The sequence below is a fragment of the Pseudomonas sp. GW821-FHT04D07 genome, from assembly GCF_059420225.1.
The window spans coordinates 182,383-196,319 of sequence record NZ_JBWKTH010000004.1; the positions used below are offsets into that span (position 1 = coordinate 182,383).

At 57.9% G+C, this 13,937-nt stretch carries 13 protein-coding genes and 1 pseudogene; all 14 read left to right on the forward strand.

What is annotated here, in order from left to right; translation table 11 throughout:
• Positions 1-105: 105 nt before the first annotated feature.
• The 14 genes and pseudogenes from AC07T0_RS08225 to AC07T0_RS08290 all read left to right on the forward strand — a co-directional run bounded on the left by AC07T0_RS08225 (position 106) and on the right by AC07T0_RS08290 (position 13,935).
• Positions 106-816 (forward strand): response regulator, encoded by a 711-nt coding sequence (locus tag AC07T0_RS08225; RefSeq protein ID WP_495000686.1) that lies wholly within the window; start codon positions 106-108, stop codon positions 814-816.
• A gap of 68 nt (positions 817-884) precedes the next feature.
• Positions 885-2,162: a sensor histidine kinase gene (locus tag AC07T0_RS08230; protein WP_495000794.1), complete on the forward strand. Its 1,278-nt coding sequence runs from the start codon at positions 885-887 to the stop codon at positions 2,160-2,162.
• Positions 2,163-2,406: 244 nt separating this feature from the next.
• Positions 2,407-3,435: pseudogene (locus tag AC07T0_RS08235) on the forward strand (HAMP domain-containing protein); the annotation flags it as partial.
• A 93-nt stretch (positions 3,436-3,528) separates the two neighbouring features.
• Positions 3,529-4,293, forward strand: coding sequence for a methyl-accepting chemotaxis protein (locus AC07T0_RS08240; protein WP_495000795.1), 765 nt, complete (start codon positions 3,529-3,531; stop codon positions 4,291-4,293).
• 94 nt (positions 4,294-4,387) lie between these two features.
• A complete protein-coding gene (locus AC07T0_RS08245) occupies positions 4,388-5,176 on the forward strand; it encodes a DeoR/GlpR family DNA-binding transcription regulator (protein ID WP_495000687.1) in 789 nt (262 codons plus the stop codon).
• 111 nt (positions 5,177-5,287) lie between these two features.
• Positions 5,288-5,752, forward strand: a complete 465-nt coding sequence (locus AC07T0_RS08250; protein WP_495000688.1) for a hypothetical protein — start codon at positions 5,288-5,290, stop codon at positions 5,750-5,752.
• A 180-nt stretch (positions 5,753-5,932) separates the two neighbouring features.
• The gene (gene kdoO, locus AC07T0_RS08255; RefSeq protein WP_495000689.1) at positions 5,933-6,802 is read left to right on the forward strand and encodes a Kdo hydroxylase KdoO; all 870 of its coding nucleotides are present in this window, start codon (positions 5,933-5,935) and stop codon (positions 6,800-6,802) included.
• 234 nt (positions 6,803-7,036) lie between these two features.
• Entirely contained in the window at positions 7,037-7,789 is a 753-nt protein-coding gene (locus AC07T0_RS08260; RefSeq protein ID WP_495000690.1) for a putative outer membrane beta-barrel protein, read from the forward strand.
• 457 nt (positions 7,790-8,246) lie between these two features.
• On the forward strand, positions 8,247-8,690 hold the full coding sequence (locus tag AC07T0_RS08265) for a TM2 domain-containing protein (protein ID WP_495000691.1): 444 nt from the start codon (positions 8,247-8,249) through the stop codon (positions 8,688-8,690).
• 1,031 nt (positions 8,691-9,721) lie between these two features.
• Positions 9,722-10,213, forward strand: a complete 492-nt coding sequence (locus tag AC07T0_RS08270; protein ID WP_495000692.1) for a sterol desaturase family protein — start codon at positions 9,722-9,724, stop codon at positions 10,211-10,213.
• A gap of 232 nt (positions 10,214-10,445) precedes the next feature.
• On the forward strand, positions 10,446-11,240 hold the full coding sequence (locus AC07T0_RS08275; protein ID WP_495000693.1) for a hypothetical protein: 795 nt from the start codon (positions 10,446-10,448) through the stop codon (positions 11,238-11,240).
• On the forward strand, positions 11,237-12,190 hold the full coding sequence (locus tag AC07T0_RS08280) for a fatty acid desaturase family protein (protein ID WP_495000694.1): 954 nt from the start codon (positions 11,237-11,239) through the stop codon (positions 12,188-12,190). The genes AC07T0_RS08275 and AC07T0_RS08280 overlap by 4 nt, the downstream gene beginning before the upstream one ends.
• 3 nt (positions 12,191-12,193) lie before the next feature.
• The gene (locus AC07T0_RS08285; protein ID WP_495000695.1) at positions 12,194-13,168 is read left to right on the forward strand and encodes a fatty acid desaturase family protein; all 975 of its coding nucleotides are present in this window, start codon (positions 12,194-12,196) and stop codon (positions 13,166-13,168) included.
• 11 nt (positions 13,169-13,179) lie between these two features.
• Positions 13,180-13,935, forward strand: coding sequence for a metal-dependent hydrolase (locus AC07T0_RS08290; protein ID WP_495000696.1), 756 nt, complete (start codon positions 13,180-13,182; stop codon positions 13,933-13,935).
• The last annotated feature ends 2 nt before the right edge of the window (positions 13,936-13,937 follow it).

Below are 13,937 nucleotides of genomic sequence, written 5' to 3' on the forward strand. Positions count from 1 at the left end.
TGCTTTATTGCGTCGCTGACGGTTTGTTACCGCATTGAAATATATGACGAAGCGCGGCGAATGGTTTTAGATGGGGCTCTTTCCAACTTCGAGTGATGGCCGCCGGTGAGCAGTCTGTTGATCGTGGACGACGACCTCGAGGTCCTTGCCCTGCTGAAGAAATTCTTTGTGTTGCATGGCTACACGGTGGAGGTCGCCGCCGATGGCGCCGCATTGTGGTCCGCGCTGGAGCGCCAGGCCCCGGACCTGATCATTCTCGATCTGATGCTGCCGGGGGAGAACGGCCTGATGCTGTGCCAGCGCCTGCGTCGGCAGTACGCGACCCCGGTGATCATGCTGACCGCCATGGGCGAGTTGAGCGACCGGGTGGTGGGCCTGGAAATGGGCGCCGACGACTACCTGGGCAAACCCTTCGATGCCCGCGAGTTGCTGGCGCGGGTCCGGGCGGTGTTGCGCCGGGCCGGGGAAAGCCGACCCTTGGCCGGTGAACTGCCACGTCCGCTGATCCGCTTCGCCGACTGGCAACTGGACCTGACCCGGCGCGAACTGCGCTCGCCGGATCAGGTGATGATCCCGCTGTCGGCCGGAGAATTCGATCTGTTGCTGGTATTTGTCGAGCATCCCCAGCGCATCCTTACCCGCGAGCAGTTGCTGGACCTGGCGCGGGGCCACAGTCATGACGCATTCGACCGCAGCATCGACGTCCAGGTCAGCCGTCTGCGACGCAAGCTGGAGTTCGACACCAAGCGCCCGGCGATGATTCGCACGGTGCGCAATGGCGGCTACCTGTTCACCCCTGATGTGACGCGCCAGTGAGTCGCCCTGGAGCCGGGCGTTATCGTCCCAAGGACACGGTGGCCCGCTGGATAGCCCTGACTATCCTGATGGCCATGCTCACGGCGCTGGGGTTCAACGCACTGTTCGTCAAGCTGGCGGGTGTCTGGGCCTATCCCTCCCTGATCGAGACCGGCTTGCTGGAAAAGATCGCCTCCATCAGTCGTCTGATCGATGCGTCCGAACCCGCGCAGCGGGCCCGTCTGGCGGTGGTGGTCAGCGACCCGAACATGCAGGTCAACTGGTACCGTGACCGTGAGGATATCGCCCAGCCGAAAATCGTCGAAGAAGTGCGGGGCCGGGGATCGGAAGCCATACGCCGGGCACTCAATGCGCCGAATCGCCGGATCGAGGCCTATCGGCCCTCCGATTGGCCGGGGCCGGGCGGGCGTTATGCCTTGCTGATCCAGTTGGACGACGGCTCCTGGCTGATGTTTTCTGCCGCCTCACGCAGTTGGGGACTGGAGGAGGGGCCGCGCGGGCTGATAGTGATTGTGCTGGTGCTGATTTCCACCGCTGTCGTCACGCTGGTCGCCACCCGCCGCCTGGCCAGGCCGCTGCAACAATTTGCCCAGGGCGCGCGGCGTTTTGGCGTCGACTTCCGGGCGCCACCGGTGGAGCCGGTCGGGCCCCATGAAATCCGCCAGGCGATTCTCGCCTTCAACGCCATGCAGGCCCAGTTGCAGCACTTCATCAAGGACCGCACGCAGATGCTCGCGGCCATCTCCCATGACCTGCGCACGCCCTTGACTCGCATGCGCCTGCGCGGTGAATTCATCGAGGATGCGGAGCAACAGCAGCGACTGTTTCGTGATGTCGATGAAATGCAGGCGATGATCAACTCCGCGCTGGAGTTCTTCCGCGACGATGCGCGCCTGGAAGAGGCGACCTCTTTCGACCTGGCGGAGTTGTTGCAAACCCTGGTGGACGATTATCGCGACCAGGGCGTTGAGGTCGGCTTCGAAGGACCGTCCAGGTGGGTGTACTTCGGGCGACCGCTGGGGCTCAAACGGGTGGTCGGCAACTTGTTGGATAACGCCATCAAGTACGCTAACGCGCCCTCGATCAAGTTGACGCCGGCAGGGGCGCGACTGTTGATCCACGTGCAGGACCGTGGGCCGGGTATTGCGTCGGATTACCTTGAACGGGTATTCGAACCGTTCTTTCGGTTGGAGAGTTCGCGCAACAAGAGTACCGGTGGCGTCGGGTTGGGGTTATCGGCAGCGCGGGCGATTGTGCTGGAGCAGGGGGGCGCGCTGACCCTGAGTAATCAGGCGGGGGGCGGGTTGCTTGCCTTGGTGGCGTTGCCGGTGCAGGGAAGCTTGTAGGCATCGCTCGGCGAGGACTTTTGTCACAGCAAGTAGTGCAACTTCAAACGCTAATAAAAAGCACGCTATCCCTATGGGGGTGATCACTTTTTTTGATGCCAGTCCCCCGGTATTTGTTGTTTGACAACTTTTTAATCAACACTGAAACTTTCCCTATTAAGGGCGGCTTTCGCCCTGCCCGTTGTTTTGTCCTGCCTTGATATAAAGTCAAACAAAAACCCTCCATTGTGCAGTCGCCAAAACCATGAATATTCGTTTGAAGTTCAGTCAGAAGATCTTGCTTGCCGTTTCTGCTGTCGTCGTTGTGGTCTTTGCGGTTTTCGCACTGTATGGCGATTATCAACAGCGCAACGAAATCAGCGGGAATATCGAAAACAACTTGCACACCACCGGTCAGGTCCTGGCGCAGAATATTCAGACCTGGTTGAGTGATCGCTTGTTGCTGGTGGACGCGATGGCCCAGGTCGTCGCGCTCGACCCGGCTCGGGAGAAAGTCCGCACGCTGCTCCAGCAGCCGGCGCTTACCTCGACCTTCGTTGCCAGCTACAGCGCAACGCGCGAAGGCGCCTTCGATATCTTTCCCGAACGGGTCATGCCCGATGGCTACGATCCCCGCCTGCGGCCCTGGTACGCGGACGCGGTTAAAAACGGTCCGATCCTGACCGAACCCTATATCGGCGTGGGCAGCGACTACCTGGTGATGAGCGAAGCGGCTCCGGTGAAGTCCGGCGGCCAGGTACTGGGTGTGCTCGGGGTCAATATCAGCCTGGACAAGATGGCCCGGATGATCAACGCACAAGACTTCGGAGGCATCGGTTATGCCTTCCTGGTCAGTGCCGACGGCAATATTTTGGTACACCCCGACAAAACCCTGGTAACCAAAAACCTGCGCGATATCTACGGTCTGGAGCCGGCGCGGATCGGCGCCGAACTGACCGAGGTGCGGCAAGCGGGAAGCACGCAGTTGCTGATGTTCATGCCCGTGCAAGGCTTGCCTTCGGTGAAATGGTCTGTGGGCCTGGCTGTCGACAAGGACAAAGCCTACGCGGCGCTGGCCAAGTTTCGTCTCTCGGTGGTGATCGCGACTGTCGTATTGCTGGCCATCACCTTTGTCCTGCTCAGTCTGTTGATCCGACTGCTGATGAAGCCCTTGCACCATATGACCCGTGCCCTGGAAGACATTGCCCAGGGCGATGGCGATCTGACGCAACGCCTGCCGATCCAGTCGCGCGACGAATTCGGCCACCTGGCGGGGGCGTTCAACCGTTTCGTCGAACGGATCCATGGTTCGATCCGTGAAGTGGCCTCGACCACCGCCCGCTTGAGCCAGGTGGCCAGTCGGGTGGTCAACGCCTCCAACGCCTCGATGAGCAATTCGGACAACCAGTCCCACCGCACCAGCAGTGTCGCGGCGGCCATCAATCAATTGGGTGCCGCCGCCCAGGAGATCGCCGTGAATGCCGCGGATGCCTCACAGGGCGCCTCCGATGCGCGGGACACGGCCGATGAAGCGCGACGGGTGGTCGATCGCTCGATCCAGGCGATGAATGAACTGTCGGCCAAGATCCTCTCGTCCAGCGCCCGGATCGAGCAACTCAATAGTCACACCTCCAGCATCGGCCAGATTCTCAAGGTGATCCAGGCGATCTCCGAGCAGACCAATCTGTTGGCACTCAACGCCGCTATCGAGGCCGCCCGGGCCGGTGAGTCCGGACGCGGTTTTTCGGTGGTCGCCGATGAGGTGCGCAACCTCGCCGGACGGACCCAGGCTTCGGCCCAGCAAATCCACGGGATGATCGAGGAACTGCAAGTCGGTTCCCGGCAGGCGGTGCGCACCATGGCCGAGAGCCAGCAATACAGCGCAGAGAGCGTGGCCATCGCCAATCAGGCCGGCGAGCACCTGGGACAGGTCACCCGGCGTATCGGCGAGATCGACGGGATGAACCAGTCGGTGGCCGCCGCCACCGAAGAGCAGACCGCCGTGGTCGAGGCGATCAACATGGACATCACCCAGATCGATACCTTGAACAAGGACGCGGTGGAGAATCTCAATGCCACGCTCCTGGCCTGTTCCGACCTGGAAGAACAGACGGCCCGGCTGGAGCAGTTGGTCAGTGGTTTCCGTATTTGAGGTGTTTTTTACCTGAGCGGCCCTGCCCGCGGAGTTGCCTTTCGCCTGGGAGTTTCGTATAAATCCGCATAAACATGCAAACTCAGGCATAAACATGCAAAGCGTTCATCAAGCATCGGAACTGCCGCACCTGCGGCGGCAAAAGATCCTGTTATTGCTCGAACGGGACGGTAAGGTCATGGCTTCGGAGTTGGGCGAGCATTTCGCGGTGTCGGAAGACACCATTCGCCGCGACCTCGCCGAGCTCGCCCAGGCCGGGTTGTTGCAGCGGGTGCATGGCGGCGCATTGCCGCGTCCCAAGGATACCGGCAAGGATTATTTCACCCGCATCGCCGAACCCAACGAAGTGAAAACCCGCCTGGCGCAGATGGCCGCACGTCGGGTCGAGGAAGGGCAGATCGTGCTGTTCGACTCCGGCACCACCACCTTGCAGATCGCCCAGTCGCTGCCGTCCGGGTTGTCGATCACCGCCGTTACCTGTTCGCCGATGATCGCCATGACCCTGGCCGAGCATCCGGGGATCACCGTGATCCTCGCGGGCGGCAAGCTCAACCCGACGACCATGGCCTCGGGCGGGCACGAGGCGGTCCGGCTGATCCAGGGCGTCAAGGCCGACCTGCTGTTTACCGGCGTCTGCGCGATTCACCCGGAGATGGGGATTACTTCGCTGCATTACGACGAAATCGCCGTGAAACAGGCCATGCTCGACAGCGCCTCGCAGGTGGTCGCGGTGACCACGGCGGACAAGCTGGGGGCGGTGGAACCGTTTGTGGTGGCGCCTTGTACGCGCTTGCAGACCCTGTTCACCGAGCACTTTGTGGTGCCGGAAGATATCCAGGCATATCGGCGCCTGGGCATTGAAGTCGTACAGCTGGAGGCATGAGGCGATTGGCCGGTACCAGAGCCACTTTCTTGAAACAGTCGTTAATACACTAACGGCGAAGGAATATTTCAGGAGGCTATAGTTTGGATTCATGCCAAAGGAGGGCGTGTTATGACATTCAATGACCTGATCGGTAAGTATTTATTTCTGCCCATGCTCGATACTTTTGAATGGCCGGATGAAATGTGGCCGTATTTTCAGGTACTGGCGGGGCATGATTTTATCGGCGAAATAACCTGTTTTTATAGTGAAGCAGGTCATGCCGGGAAAATCATCGGCGCCTTTCACCCAGAAGAAGACGGCAGTGCGGAGGAGGGGCGTCTACGTGTCGTATTTGATGGCCTGAGCGCGGATCCTCAATGCGATGTCGAAGGCAGTTTTTGTGAACTTTACAAGGCCCCGTCACAAGAAGTCATGAGCAGGATGTGGCAGGCGACGCACTATAAATTGGTCATGAACAGTGCCGGTGACTACAACCTGTGGCTGATGCATTCCCAGGAGGGCGCGGCCATTTTGCAGTTCAGCGTGGCGGATGAGTTCAGAAGCACTCGTCTGGCGAAGATGAAAACCTGTTAGCCGTCGGCGGTATCAGGACGCGCGGGGGCTTGCCGGTCCCCGCGTTGCCTGGGCGTCGGGGTGTCTAGCTGAGCCTTCTTGGGCGAGGCATCTTGTAATCGAAGGTAACAAAACGTTGCAATGGCCAGTCGGATCGCCGCATCATTGTAGGCCTACTCCCCAAAGAGGCCCCCTGAGGAAATGGATTCTCAGATCATAGGCATCGATTTCGCCGATTGGCGGATGCCTGAAGTAAACGCGCAATGGATAGCTGCGTTGGAGGCGGGCAAGGTGCTTTATTTCCCACGGTTGTCATTTGAACTGCGGGAAGAAGAGAAGTCCTTGCTCCGTCCGGACATTCGCTCGCCCAAGGCACGTAATATCAGCCTGGATGCGAATAATCAGCTCAAGGGCGCAGAAGGCGATGCCGCTGAGCAACAAACGCTGAGCGAGATGATCGGCCGTTTCCGTGAGCAGGCGCAGACGCTGGTGTACTCGCTGCTGCCCCGCTACCAAGGTGCCTTGCGCCTGGCCCCTACCAGCTACCGTCCGATGCAGGTCGAGACCCGTGCCCAGTCCTGGCGCGCCGATGACCGCCGCCTGCATGTCGATGCCTTTCCTTCGCGTCCCAACTATGGCGAGCGCATTCTGCGGGTGTTCAGCAACATCAACCCCGAGGGGGTTCCGCGCGTGTGGCGTGTCGGCGAGCCTTTCGAAACGGTCGCCGCGAAGTTCCTGCCACGGGCCAAACCGTATGTGGCTTGGCAAGCTGGCTTGCTGAAGGCGTTGCGTATCACCAAGTCATATCGCAGCGAATATGATCACTTGATGTTGCAGTTGCATGACGGCATGAAAGGCGACCCGGTCTATCAGGAAGCCGCCGAGCAAGTGACCATGCCATTCGCCGCGGGCTCGGTTTGGGTGTGCTTCTCGGACCAGGTACCGCATGCGGTCATGTCGGGCCAGTACATGCTCGAGCAGACTCTGCATATACCCGCTGACAAACAGTACGACCCCCAGTCCAATCCTTTGGCGATCCTGACGCGGATGATGGGTCGGTCTTTGGTTTGAGCGCCCACGCTGACGGGGGGTGAAACGTCGACTGCGCGTCCCTCGTGATTCAACCTCGAATATTGGCCTCTGTCTGGCGTGCCGCCGGGTAGACGCTCGCGCGGTGTTTTTTGCCTGAATCGACAAGGTGAAGAAAATATGAACGTTAAGTGAGTATTTTTTGAACTAAATCATCAGTTTCCTGTTCATAGATTCCCGGATTCTTCACGTTTATACCCTAATGGAGTAGTGTTCATGTTCAATCGTCTGACTCACCTGTTCATCAAATCCTCGGCCCTGGCGGTGATTGCCAGCCCGATGGTCGCGATGGCGGCGCCCTCCACCGATCCGATTTCCCAATTCGGTGTCCTGGGCAGCTACAGCCACTTCAAGCTGGAGGGTGGCAGCCAGTCAGAGAAAAGCCATATGCCCACTGCTGGCCTGTTCTACAACTTCGGCAACAAGATGACCGCTGAATCCGGCCTTATCTACCAGGCGGGTGTCGAAGTGAAGTACGGCAAGAATGATGACAACAAACTCAAGGACGGCCAGGGCGACCTCGACCTGGGCTGGCGTGCGGCGCTGGACTCGCACAACTTCTTCGACGTGATCGTGGGTGGTGGTTACCGCTGGACGCGCTACGAGCCTGACTCCGCGGACTACGACGTCAAGCTCACCAGCCGTTCGCCGTTTGCCAAGGCCGCGCTGGGCTATAACCATCAGTTCGATGCCGCGACGATGCGCATCGAGGCGGGTGTACGACGCAGCATTGGCAGCGAGGCGCAGATCAGGGTCGCCGGCGAGGGCTCCGATACAGTGGACCTGAAGGACCATACCAACCCCTATGCCGAAGTGAACTTCCTGTTCAACCCACAAAGTTCGTTGCCGATTGTCGCGGGCGTTTATTACACCCACACCGAGTTCAAACTGGACGGTGATTCCGATCTGGCGGACAACACCAAACTCAAGATTGACGAGTTCGGTGCCAAGGTCGGTATCGCATTCTGATGAATGAAGCGCGGGACCTCCGGGGCCCGCGCTTTATCCTCGCAGTTGCTGTGCTTTTTCCTACGATGATTTATTCCTTCCTGTTCCCCCTAGACGCCGCGCCAGCGAAATAGTAGCTTTCCAGCCCAAAGCCCTCTGCTTCTGGCCCTCTCCACGCGCCAGCGACTCAGGCCTTCATAGCGGTTAAGGAAGATGCAGTGAAACTGCCGATGACAGGCTGATCCTTCAGTCTGGTCCAGCAGTCACTTTTCAAGGACGAGCGATGGCCTGTCGGTCTTACTACTCAAACCTGAAAAAGCCCCCCGACCGTATTGATTGATGTCGACGGCCTCCGTCCGTCGATTGTCGATGGAACGTTCGCGCCGGTGCAGGTTGTCCGGTAAAAGTGTTCTCCCTGCCATTAATCCCCTAGCCACTATCTCGCGTTCCCTGTCCCGTACTTTCCAAGGAGCTGTAAATGAAAGGCAAGATCCTGAGTTACGACGCCAACACTCGTAACGGCATTATTTCCGGTGATGACGGCAACCGTTACACCTTCGACGTGGTCGAGTGGAAGGCTGCGGTGCTGCCCAAGGCGGGCACCCGCGTCGACTTCGCTGGCAATGGTGCGTTTGCCGAAGCCATCTTCGCCGACGGCGCTGCGGCGAGCGGCAACTCGAAGAAGATCCCGGCGGCCCTGCTGGCGTTCTTCCTCGGTGCTTTTGGCGTGCACAAGTTCTACCTGGGCTACAACGTCCAGGGCGTGATCATGTTGCTGGTGTTCCTGTTCGGTTGGCTGCTGCTGGGTATCCCGTCGATCGTGATCAGCATCGTCGCCTTTGTCGAATTCATTATTTACCTGATCAAGTCCGAAGAAGACTTCGAGCAGACTTATGTGGTCGGTAAACGCGGCTGGTTCTGAGTCGCTGACCCTGGACTTGAGTCAGTCCGGGGCGGTTGTCGGCGTTAGCGTCGATGGGCAGGGGCACGTTGGGTGCTCCTGTTCGACTGACGAAAGCCCTGTCTGTATAGCTGTTGTGCCTTACCCTCTCGATATTTACTACGAATACGTTTGCTTGCGATGGTCGTTGGGCTGATGCGGCGCCTTCGGGCATGCCCTGGTTTTGAGGGGAGCGAGCTGCGATGTGGCTGCTGCCAGATAAATCGAGGCGAAAAAAAACCACCTTAGTAGGGTGGTTTTTTCCGCAAGCCTGATGTGGAGCCAGCTTGCTCATCTCACAGAGACTGATAACGAGCCTTCACTTTACTGAAATCATGTTTATTACGCAAATCTGGTAACAGCTCATTATGTTTCTAAGTGTTTAGCGGTGGCGAAGTCCTGAAATTTTTTGATTAAAGTTTTTCGGGTAAGTAATACTTTTTACTTTTAATTCCATATTCGAGCTGGGGTATGGTTCTCTGGCTCTTTCGTTAAAAAGACTTTTTGAAGTGGTCAAGCCAGCGCGCGCATTTTGGACCTCCTGACACGGCTTAGTAAACCGTGCCGGATTGGCTCAGGGGGCCATTAGCCTGGCCGCCTCACAGAGACTGATAACGTAGTTCTCGAAGGCATGCGTGTTCCGGTAAGCATGCTGGAGGTTTGGCCCACTTTGGGGGCCAATGTATGTCCAAGATCCTTCGACGTACCTGGAGCCTCGTAGTCAACTTGTTACGGGTTTATCACCTGTATGAGTTTCTACGGGATCACTACGATAATCAGCGGTAAGGGTTATTGAAGTGGCCCGCCTCGGCTTCGGTCGGGGCGGGTTTTGATTCAGATCCCAGGGCGGCTATTGGGTCGTCTCCTTCCTCGCCAAAGCCAGCACCCCTTGAGAAAGTCGGACGCCGAATCACTCGGCGCATTCGATTTGCCTGCCTACCGAGGTATGCTTGAGCACGGCTCAATTATTTTCCGGCCGCCTTTTCGACGTACCTGCGAGCTCACGGCGTTCCATGATCACCCACGTTGCCCTGTTTCTCTGCACCCTGATGGCCATGGAAGGGGTCGGCTATCTTGCGCACAAGTACGTCATGCACGGCTGGGGCTGGTTTCTGCACCGTTCCCATCACGAGGAGCGCCTGGGCGCCTTCGAGACCAACGACATCTACCTGCTGGTATTGGCGGCGGTGGCCATCACGCTGATCGTAATGGGCAATAGCGGGTACGACCCCCTGCAGTGGATCGGCGCTGGGGTGGCGGCGTTCGGGATCATCTATGTCGTGGTGCATGATGGCATCGTCCACCGCTATTGGCCCTTTCGGCCAAGACCCCGTCATGGTTACTTGAAGCGTTTGCATCAGGCGCACCTACTGCACCATGCGGTGAAAGGGCGTAAGAACAGCGTGTCATTTGGCTTTCTGTATGCGCCGCCGTTGCGCACCTTGAAGAGGCAATTGCGTGAGTCGCGTGAGGCGACTGGGCGCGCAGAGCCGGTGGATACTTAGTCTGTTAATGCCAATAGACCGTGCAAGGCTTTGTTGTCATGGAAAATTTAATTAGCTCGGGCTGAAAGTTACGAAATGTTGGGTGGGTTTTGATTCTATTTTTTTTGGTACGATTGTTCGGTTATTATTTTCGTACTCGATATTTTTAACCTCGTCATCAGATATTCATATAGGCGAAGTAGATTGACATGGATAGATTCATTTCCCATTCAATCTGTGAGTCGAATACGCGATGTTATCTATTGCCAAGACCAGAGCTGTCTTAAGAAGTGCGATTGTAAAAGACTCTGATCGTTGGCGGGAAAAAAATGCAGTGGGGGCTTACAGAACCTCCAATGAAACTGTAATAAATGTTCGATTTCTATCTCCCGCCGATATTCCCTCGTTACTTGAACTTGAACAGCAGAAATGGGAAGGCGAGCAGCGCGCCGAGGCCACCATGCTGGCGTCGCGGATCGCCGCTTTCCCGGCCTTGAGTCTCGGTGCTTTTTGCACGCTCACGGGGACTGTGCTGGCGTCGTTGTTCATGAAGCCGACCCAGCACGACATCATGCGCAAATGCTCAACGTGGGAAGATTGTGCAAGAAAACGGCACGGCGATGAGTCGGCAAACACCGGTGCGCTGTTTGGCATCAGCCTGAGTAGTGTCGATCCGAAGGCGGTGGAAGCTATTTTCGAGTTCTTTTGGCCTCATGCGCTGAAAGCCGGATGGTCGGACATCTATCTGGGTTCTCCGGTTCCGGGTCTTCGTCACTGGACTTCGAAAAATCCGGATCTTCCCGTTGCGCAATATGTGCGAGGTGAACACAAGGGTTTACCGTTGGATCCGCAACTGCGGTATTACTTCAACAAGGGCTTTCGCAAGATCGTCGCGGTCAGGGACAACTATTTTCCACATGAGTCTTCGCTCGATTTCGGTGTGCTGATCGTCGGTAAAGTGCCACTCTCCGGTCTTTCCTTTATTTGGAAAAGAGTTCCGCTGCCGTGGCTGCAGCGTATGAAAAAACTGCTCTTCGTATGCTTATGAACGTTTCCGCGGCGCTGGAAGACGCATCACGCCCGCTCGCTCGCAGCAGGCGTTTTTGGCATCTGCTGACGGGTACAGGGGCTTCCGGCGAGGAAAACACACCATCGCGCTCCAACTTGCCCAGCTACCTGTTCATGCTCCTGTGTGTCTTGAATACGGCCGCGATTGCCTGGCTCGCCGGCCCTGAGATTTCCAGCTGGTTGGCCGTTGCTCCGCTGATCGTGCTCCAGGCGATCCTGATACTGGGCGCCCAGGAGGCCAAGCATCAGTGTGCGCATCGCCAGTTCCTCGTTGGCACGCGTCTCAACGAGGCAGTGGGTGTGTTCGTGGCGGCCATTTTTGCCGTCAACTTCGTGGCCTTTCGTTACTTTCACTTCGAACACCATCGTAAAGCATGCCAGGACGATGATCCCGAAGGGTTGTTGTACGAACAGTCATGGCGAACGCGCCTGATCTGTCTGCTGGGGGCCGTGGAGCAACTGTGGGTTGCCGTCTCCATCAATCGACTTTGCCGACGCTACCTGTCCGCTCCAGTGGTCTGGCGCTGGCGCTGGAACAATGCCTTGCTCGTCGTTTTCGCTGCGGTGTTGGCTTTAGGCCTCCATGAGGTTCCTCGGCAAGTTATATGCGCCTATCTGCTCCCGTACTGCATTTCTGCCTGGATGGATTTCTGGCTGACGCAGGCCGAGCACTATGGCGTACCCATCTCGGCTAAAGGTTCGCGCCGGGCGCCCTCTGACATCGCGATGGATTTGTATCTGCCAGGACCGCTGTCCTGGCTTGTCCTGCATCGCTCGCTGCATCGCACTCACCATTGCGCTCCGGCCACCCGCTGGTTCCAGGCGCACGCTCAATCGATGGTGCTGGCCAAAAGCAAGCCAGGCAACTCGATGGACCTGGCCACCTTCTTTACGACCTGGATGAAACTCGGTCCCCGACTCTGGAAGTAAGCCATGACAAACGCAACTATCGAGCCGCTGTGCACAAAAACGGCTGGGACCAGGGATCGTATCGGCACCGTGGCGCGCGCCCAGTTGTTGGCGTGGGGTAAAACCGCGCCGTTGCGATTACTCGCCACCACGGTATTGGAGTGGCTACTTATCCTGTGTGCGGCGGGTCTGGCGATCTACGCAGAGACGATTTGGGCCACGCTGTTGGCCGTGGTGTTCATTGGTACAAGGCAACATGCCTTACTCATTCTGATGCATGAGTTTTCACACCGGCAGTTCAGCCGGACGCGCCCTGTTCTCAACGACACGCTGGGTGACTTCCTGACAGCAATCCCGTTCACCATCACGATCTTCGGGTTTCGTCGCGACCACACCGCGCACCATCTGCATACCGCGACCGAGCGCGATCCCAACTGGGTTTCGTGTCGGGGGCAGGACCGTTTCACGTTTCCCAAATCGGCGTCCAACATACTCGTTCTGTTGCTGAAACACTGCATGGGGCTGTACGGTATCCATGAGTTGAGAACGGCCCTGGTGACTTCGAAAATGGCGTCGCAATGTCCGCCTGGCACGCGGTATCGCCAATGGATCTTCGCCGTTCTGTGCGTGGTGATTTTCACCGGGTTCCACCTCTGGCTGGCGGCCTTGGTGTACTGGTTCCTGCCCCTGTTTACCGTGTTGATGGCGTTGCTGTATTGGCGCGATGTGGCCGAGCATTTCGCTATACCGCACTCCGTTCCCGGATCCTCCCGTACGGTGATTGCCACGTGGTGGGAGCGCCTGTTGGTTGCCCCCCACGGTGTTGGCTTTCATGCCGAACATCACTTGTATCCCGCGGTGCCGGGCTTTCGCCTCAGGCAGGTGCATGACGCGCTGAGGAAGGGTGAGATGCATCCCCGCCAGGCACATATCACGCATGGCTATTTCTCAGGGTTGCTCCGTGAGATCGCCGCCGCCGGTACCCTGGTACATTTGTGAGGCATTGACGCATGGATTATCTCGAACAATCGGCGTCCGACCCTAGCGGCGAGGCCAGCGCTTTCAAGCCCTACTGGAACGACACCTCGATCAGGACCTACCTGTTCGATGCTTGTTCGGTCCTGCTTCCTGCGGGTGAGCAATTCGTGATTGCGGTGGTGGAGTCATCGGCTTTGCAACTGCAACAGACTTCGCTTCTTGCCGAACATTCGCGTCGCTTCGTGGCAGAGGAGCAGGCTCATCAGCGAGCGCACCGGCGGTACAACGAGCAACTGGAAGAGCAGGGGTTTGAAGTCAAGAAGTTCGAGCACATGATCGAAAAGGATCTTGAGACCCTTCGATCAAAATTGTCACTCAATGCGCAGCTGGCATTGGCGGCCGCGTTCGAGCACGTGACAGCGGTCATGTCCAAAGCCGCCTTGCGTAGAGACGGCCTGCTCTCGCTCAAGGAGTCGTCACAGACACGCCTATGGCGATGGCACTGCGCCGAAGAAGTGGCGCACCAGCACGTCACCACGGATCTTCTGCGATCACTGGGCATACCCTACTGGCAGCGGATTTTCTATTTTCTGGCTGCCTCGGGGCTTATGGCGTTCGATGTCATTCGCCACATCCACAGCTTTGCCCGCCTCGACATCGCCCGCGGCCGTATCAGCGCGAAGGAGGTACGACGGGCTGTCGGCAGCTTGTTGTTCCGCGATGGCATCAATCTGGTTCTCATGGCTATCGAGTGGGGCAGCTACTTCCTGCCGCTAAGGAAAAAATAGCG

Coding starts and splice junctions, on each gene's coding strand:
- AC07T0_RS08280 (WP_495000694.1), top strand. CDS start 11,237: ATGAACGTTTCCGCGGCGCTGGAAGACGCATCACGCCCGCTCGCTCGC.
- AC07T0_RS08250 (WP_495000688.1), top strand. CDS start 5,288: ATGACATTCAATGACCTGATCGGTAAGTATTTATTTCTGCCCATGCTC.
- AC07T0_RS08260 (WP_495000690.1), top strand. CDS start 7,037: ATGTTCAATCGTCTGACTCACCTGTTCATCAAATCCTCGGCCCTGGCG.
- AC07T0_RS08240 (WP_495000795.1), top strand. CDS start 3,529: ATGAGCAATTCGGACAACCAGTCCCACCGCACCAGCAGTGTCGCGGCG.
- AC07T0_RS08230 (WP_495000794.1), top strand. CDS start 885: ATGGCCATGCTCACGGCGCTGGGGTTCAACGCACTGTTCGTCAAGCTG.
- AC07T0_RS08275 (WP_495000693.1), top strand. CDS start 10,446: ATGTTATCTATTGCCAAGACCAGAGCTGTCTTAAGAAGTGCGATTGTA.
- kdoO (WP_495000689.1), top strand. CDS start 5,933: ATGGATTCTCAGATCATAGGCATCGATTTCGCCGATTGGCGGATGCCT.
- AC07T0_RS08265 (WP_495000691.1), top strand. CDS start 8,247: ATGAAAGGCAAGATCCTGAGTTACGACGCCAACACTCGTAACGGCATT.
- AC07T0_RS08245 (WP_495000687.1), top strand. CDS start 4,388: ATGCAAAGCGTTCATCAAGCATCGGAACTGCCGCACCTGCGGCGGCAA.
- AC07T0_RS08290 (WP_495000696.1), top strand. CDS start 13,180: ATGGATTATCTCGAACAATCGGCGTCCGACCCTAGCGGCGAGGCCAGC.
- AC07T0_RS08285 (WP_495000695.1), top strand. CDS start 12,194: ATGACAAACGCAACTATCGAGCCGCTGTGCACAAAAACGGCTGGGACC.
- AC07T0_RS08270 (WP_495000692.1), top strand. CDS start 9,722: ATGATCACCCACGTTGCCCTGTTTCTCTGCACCCTGATGGCCATGGAA.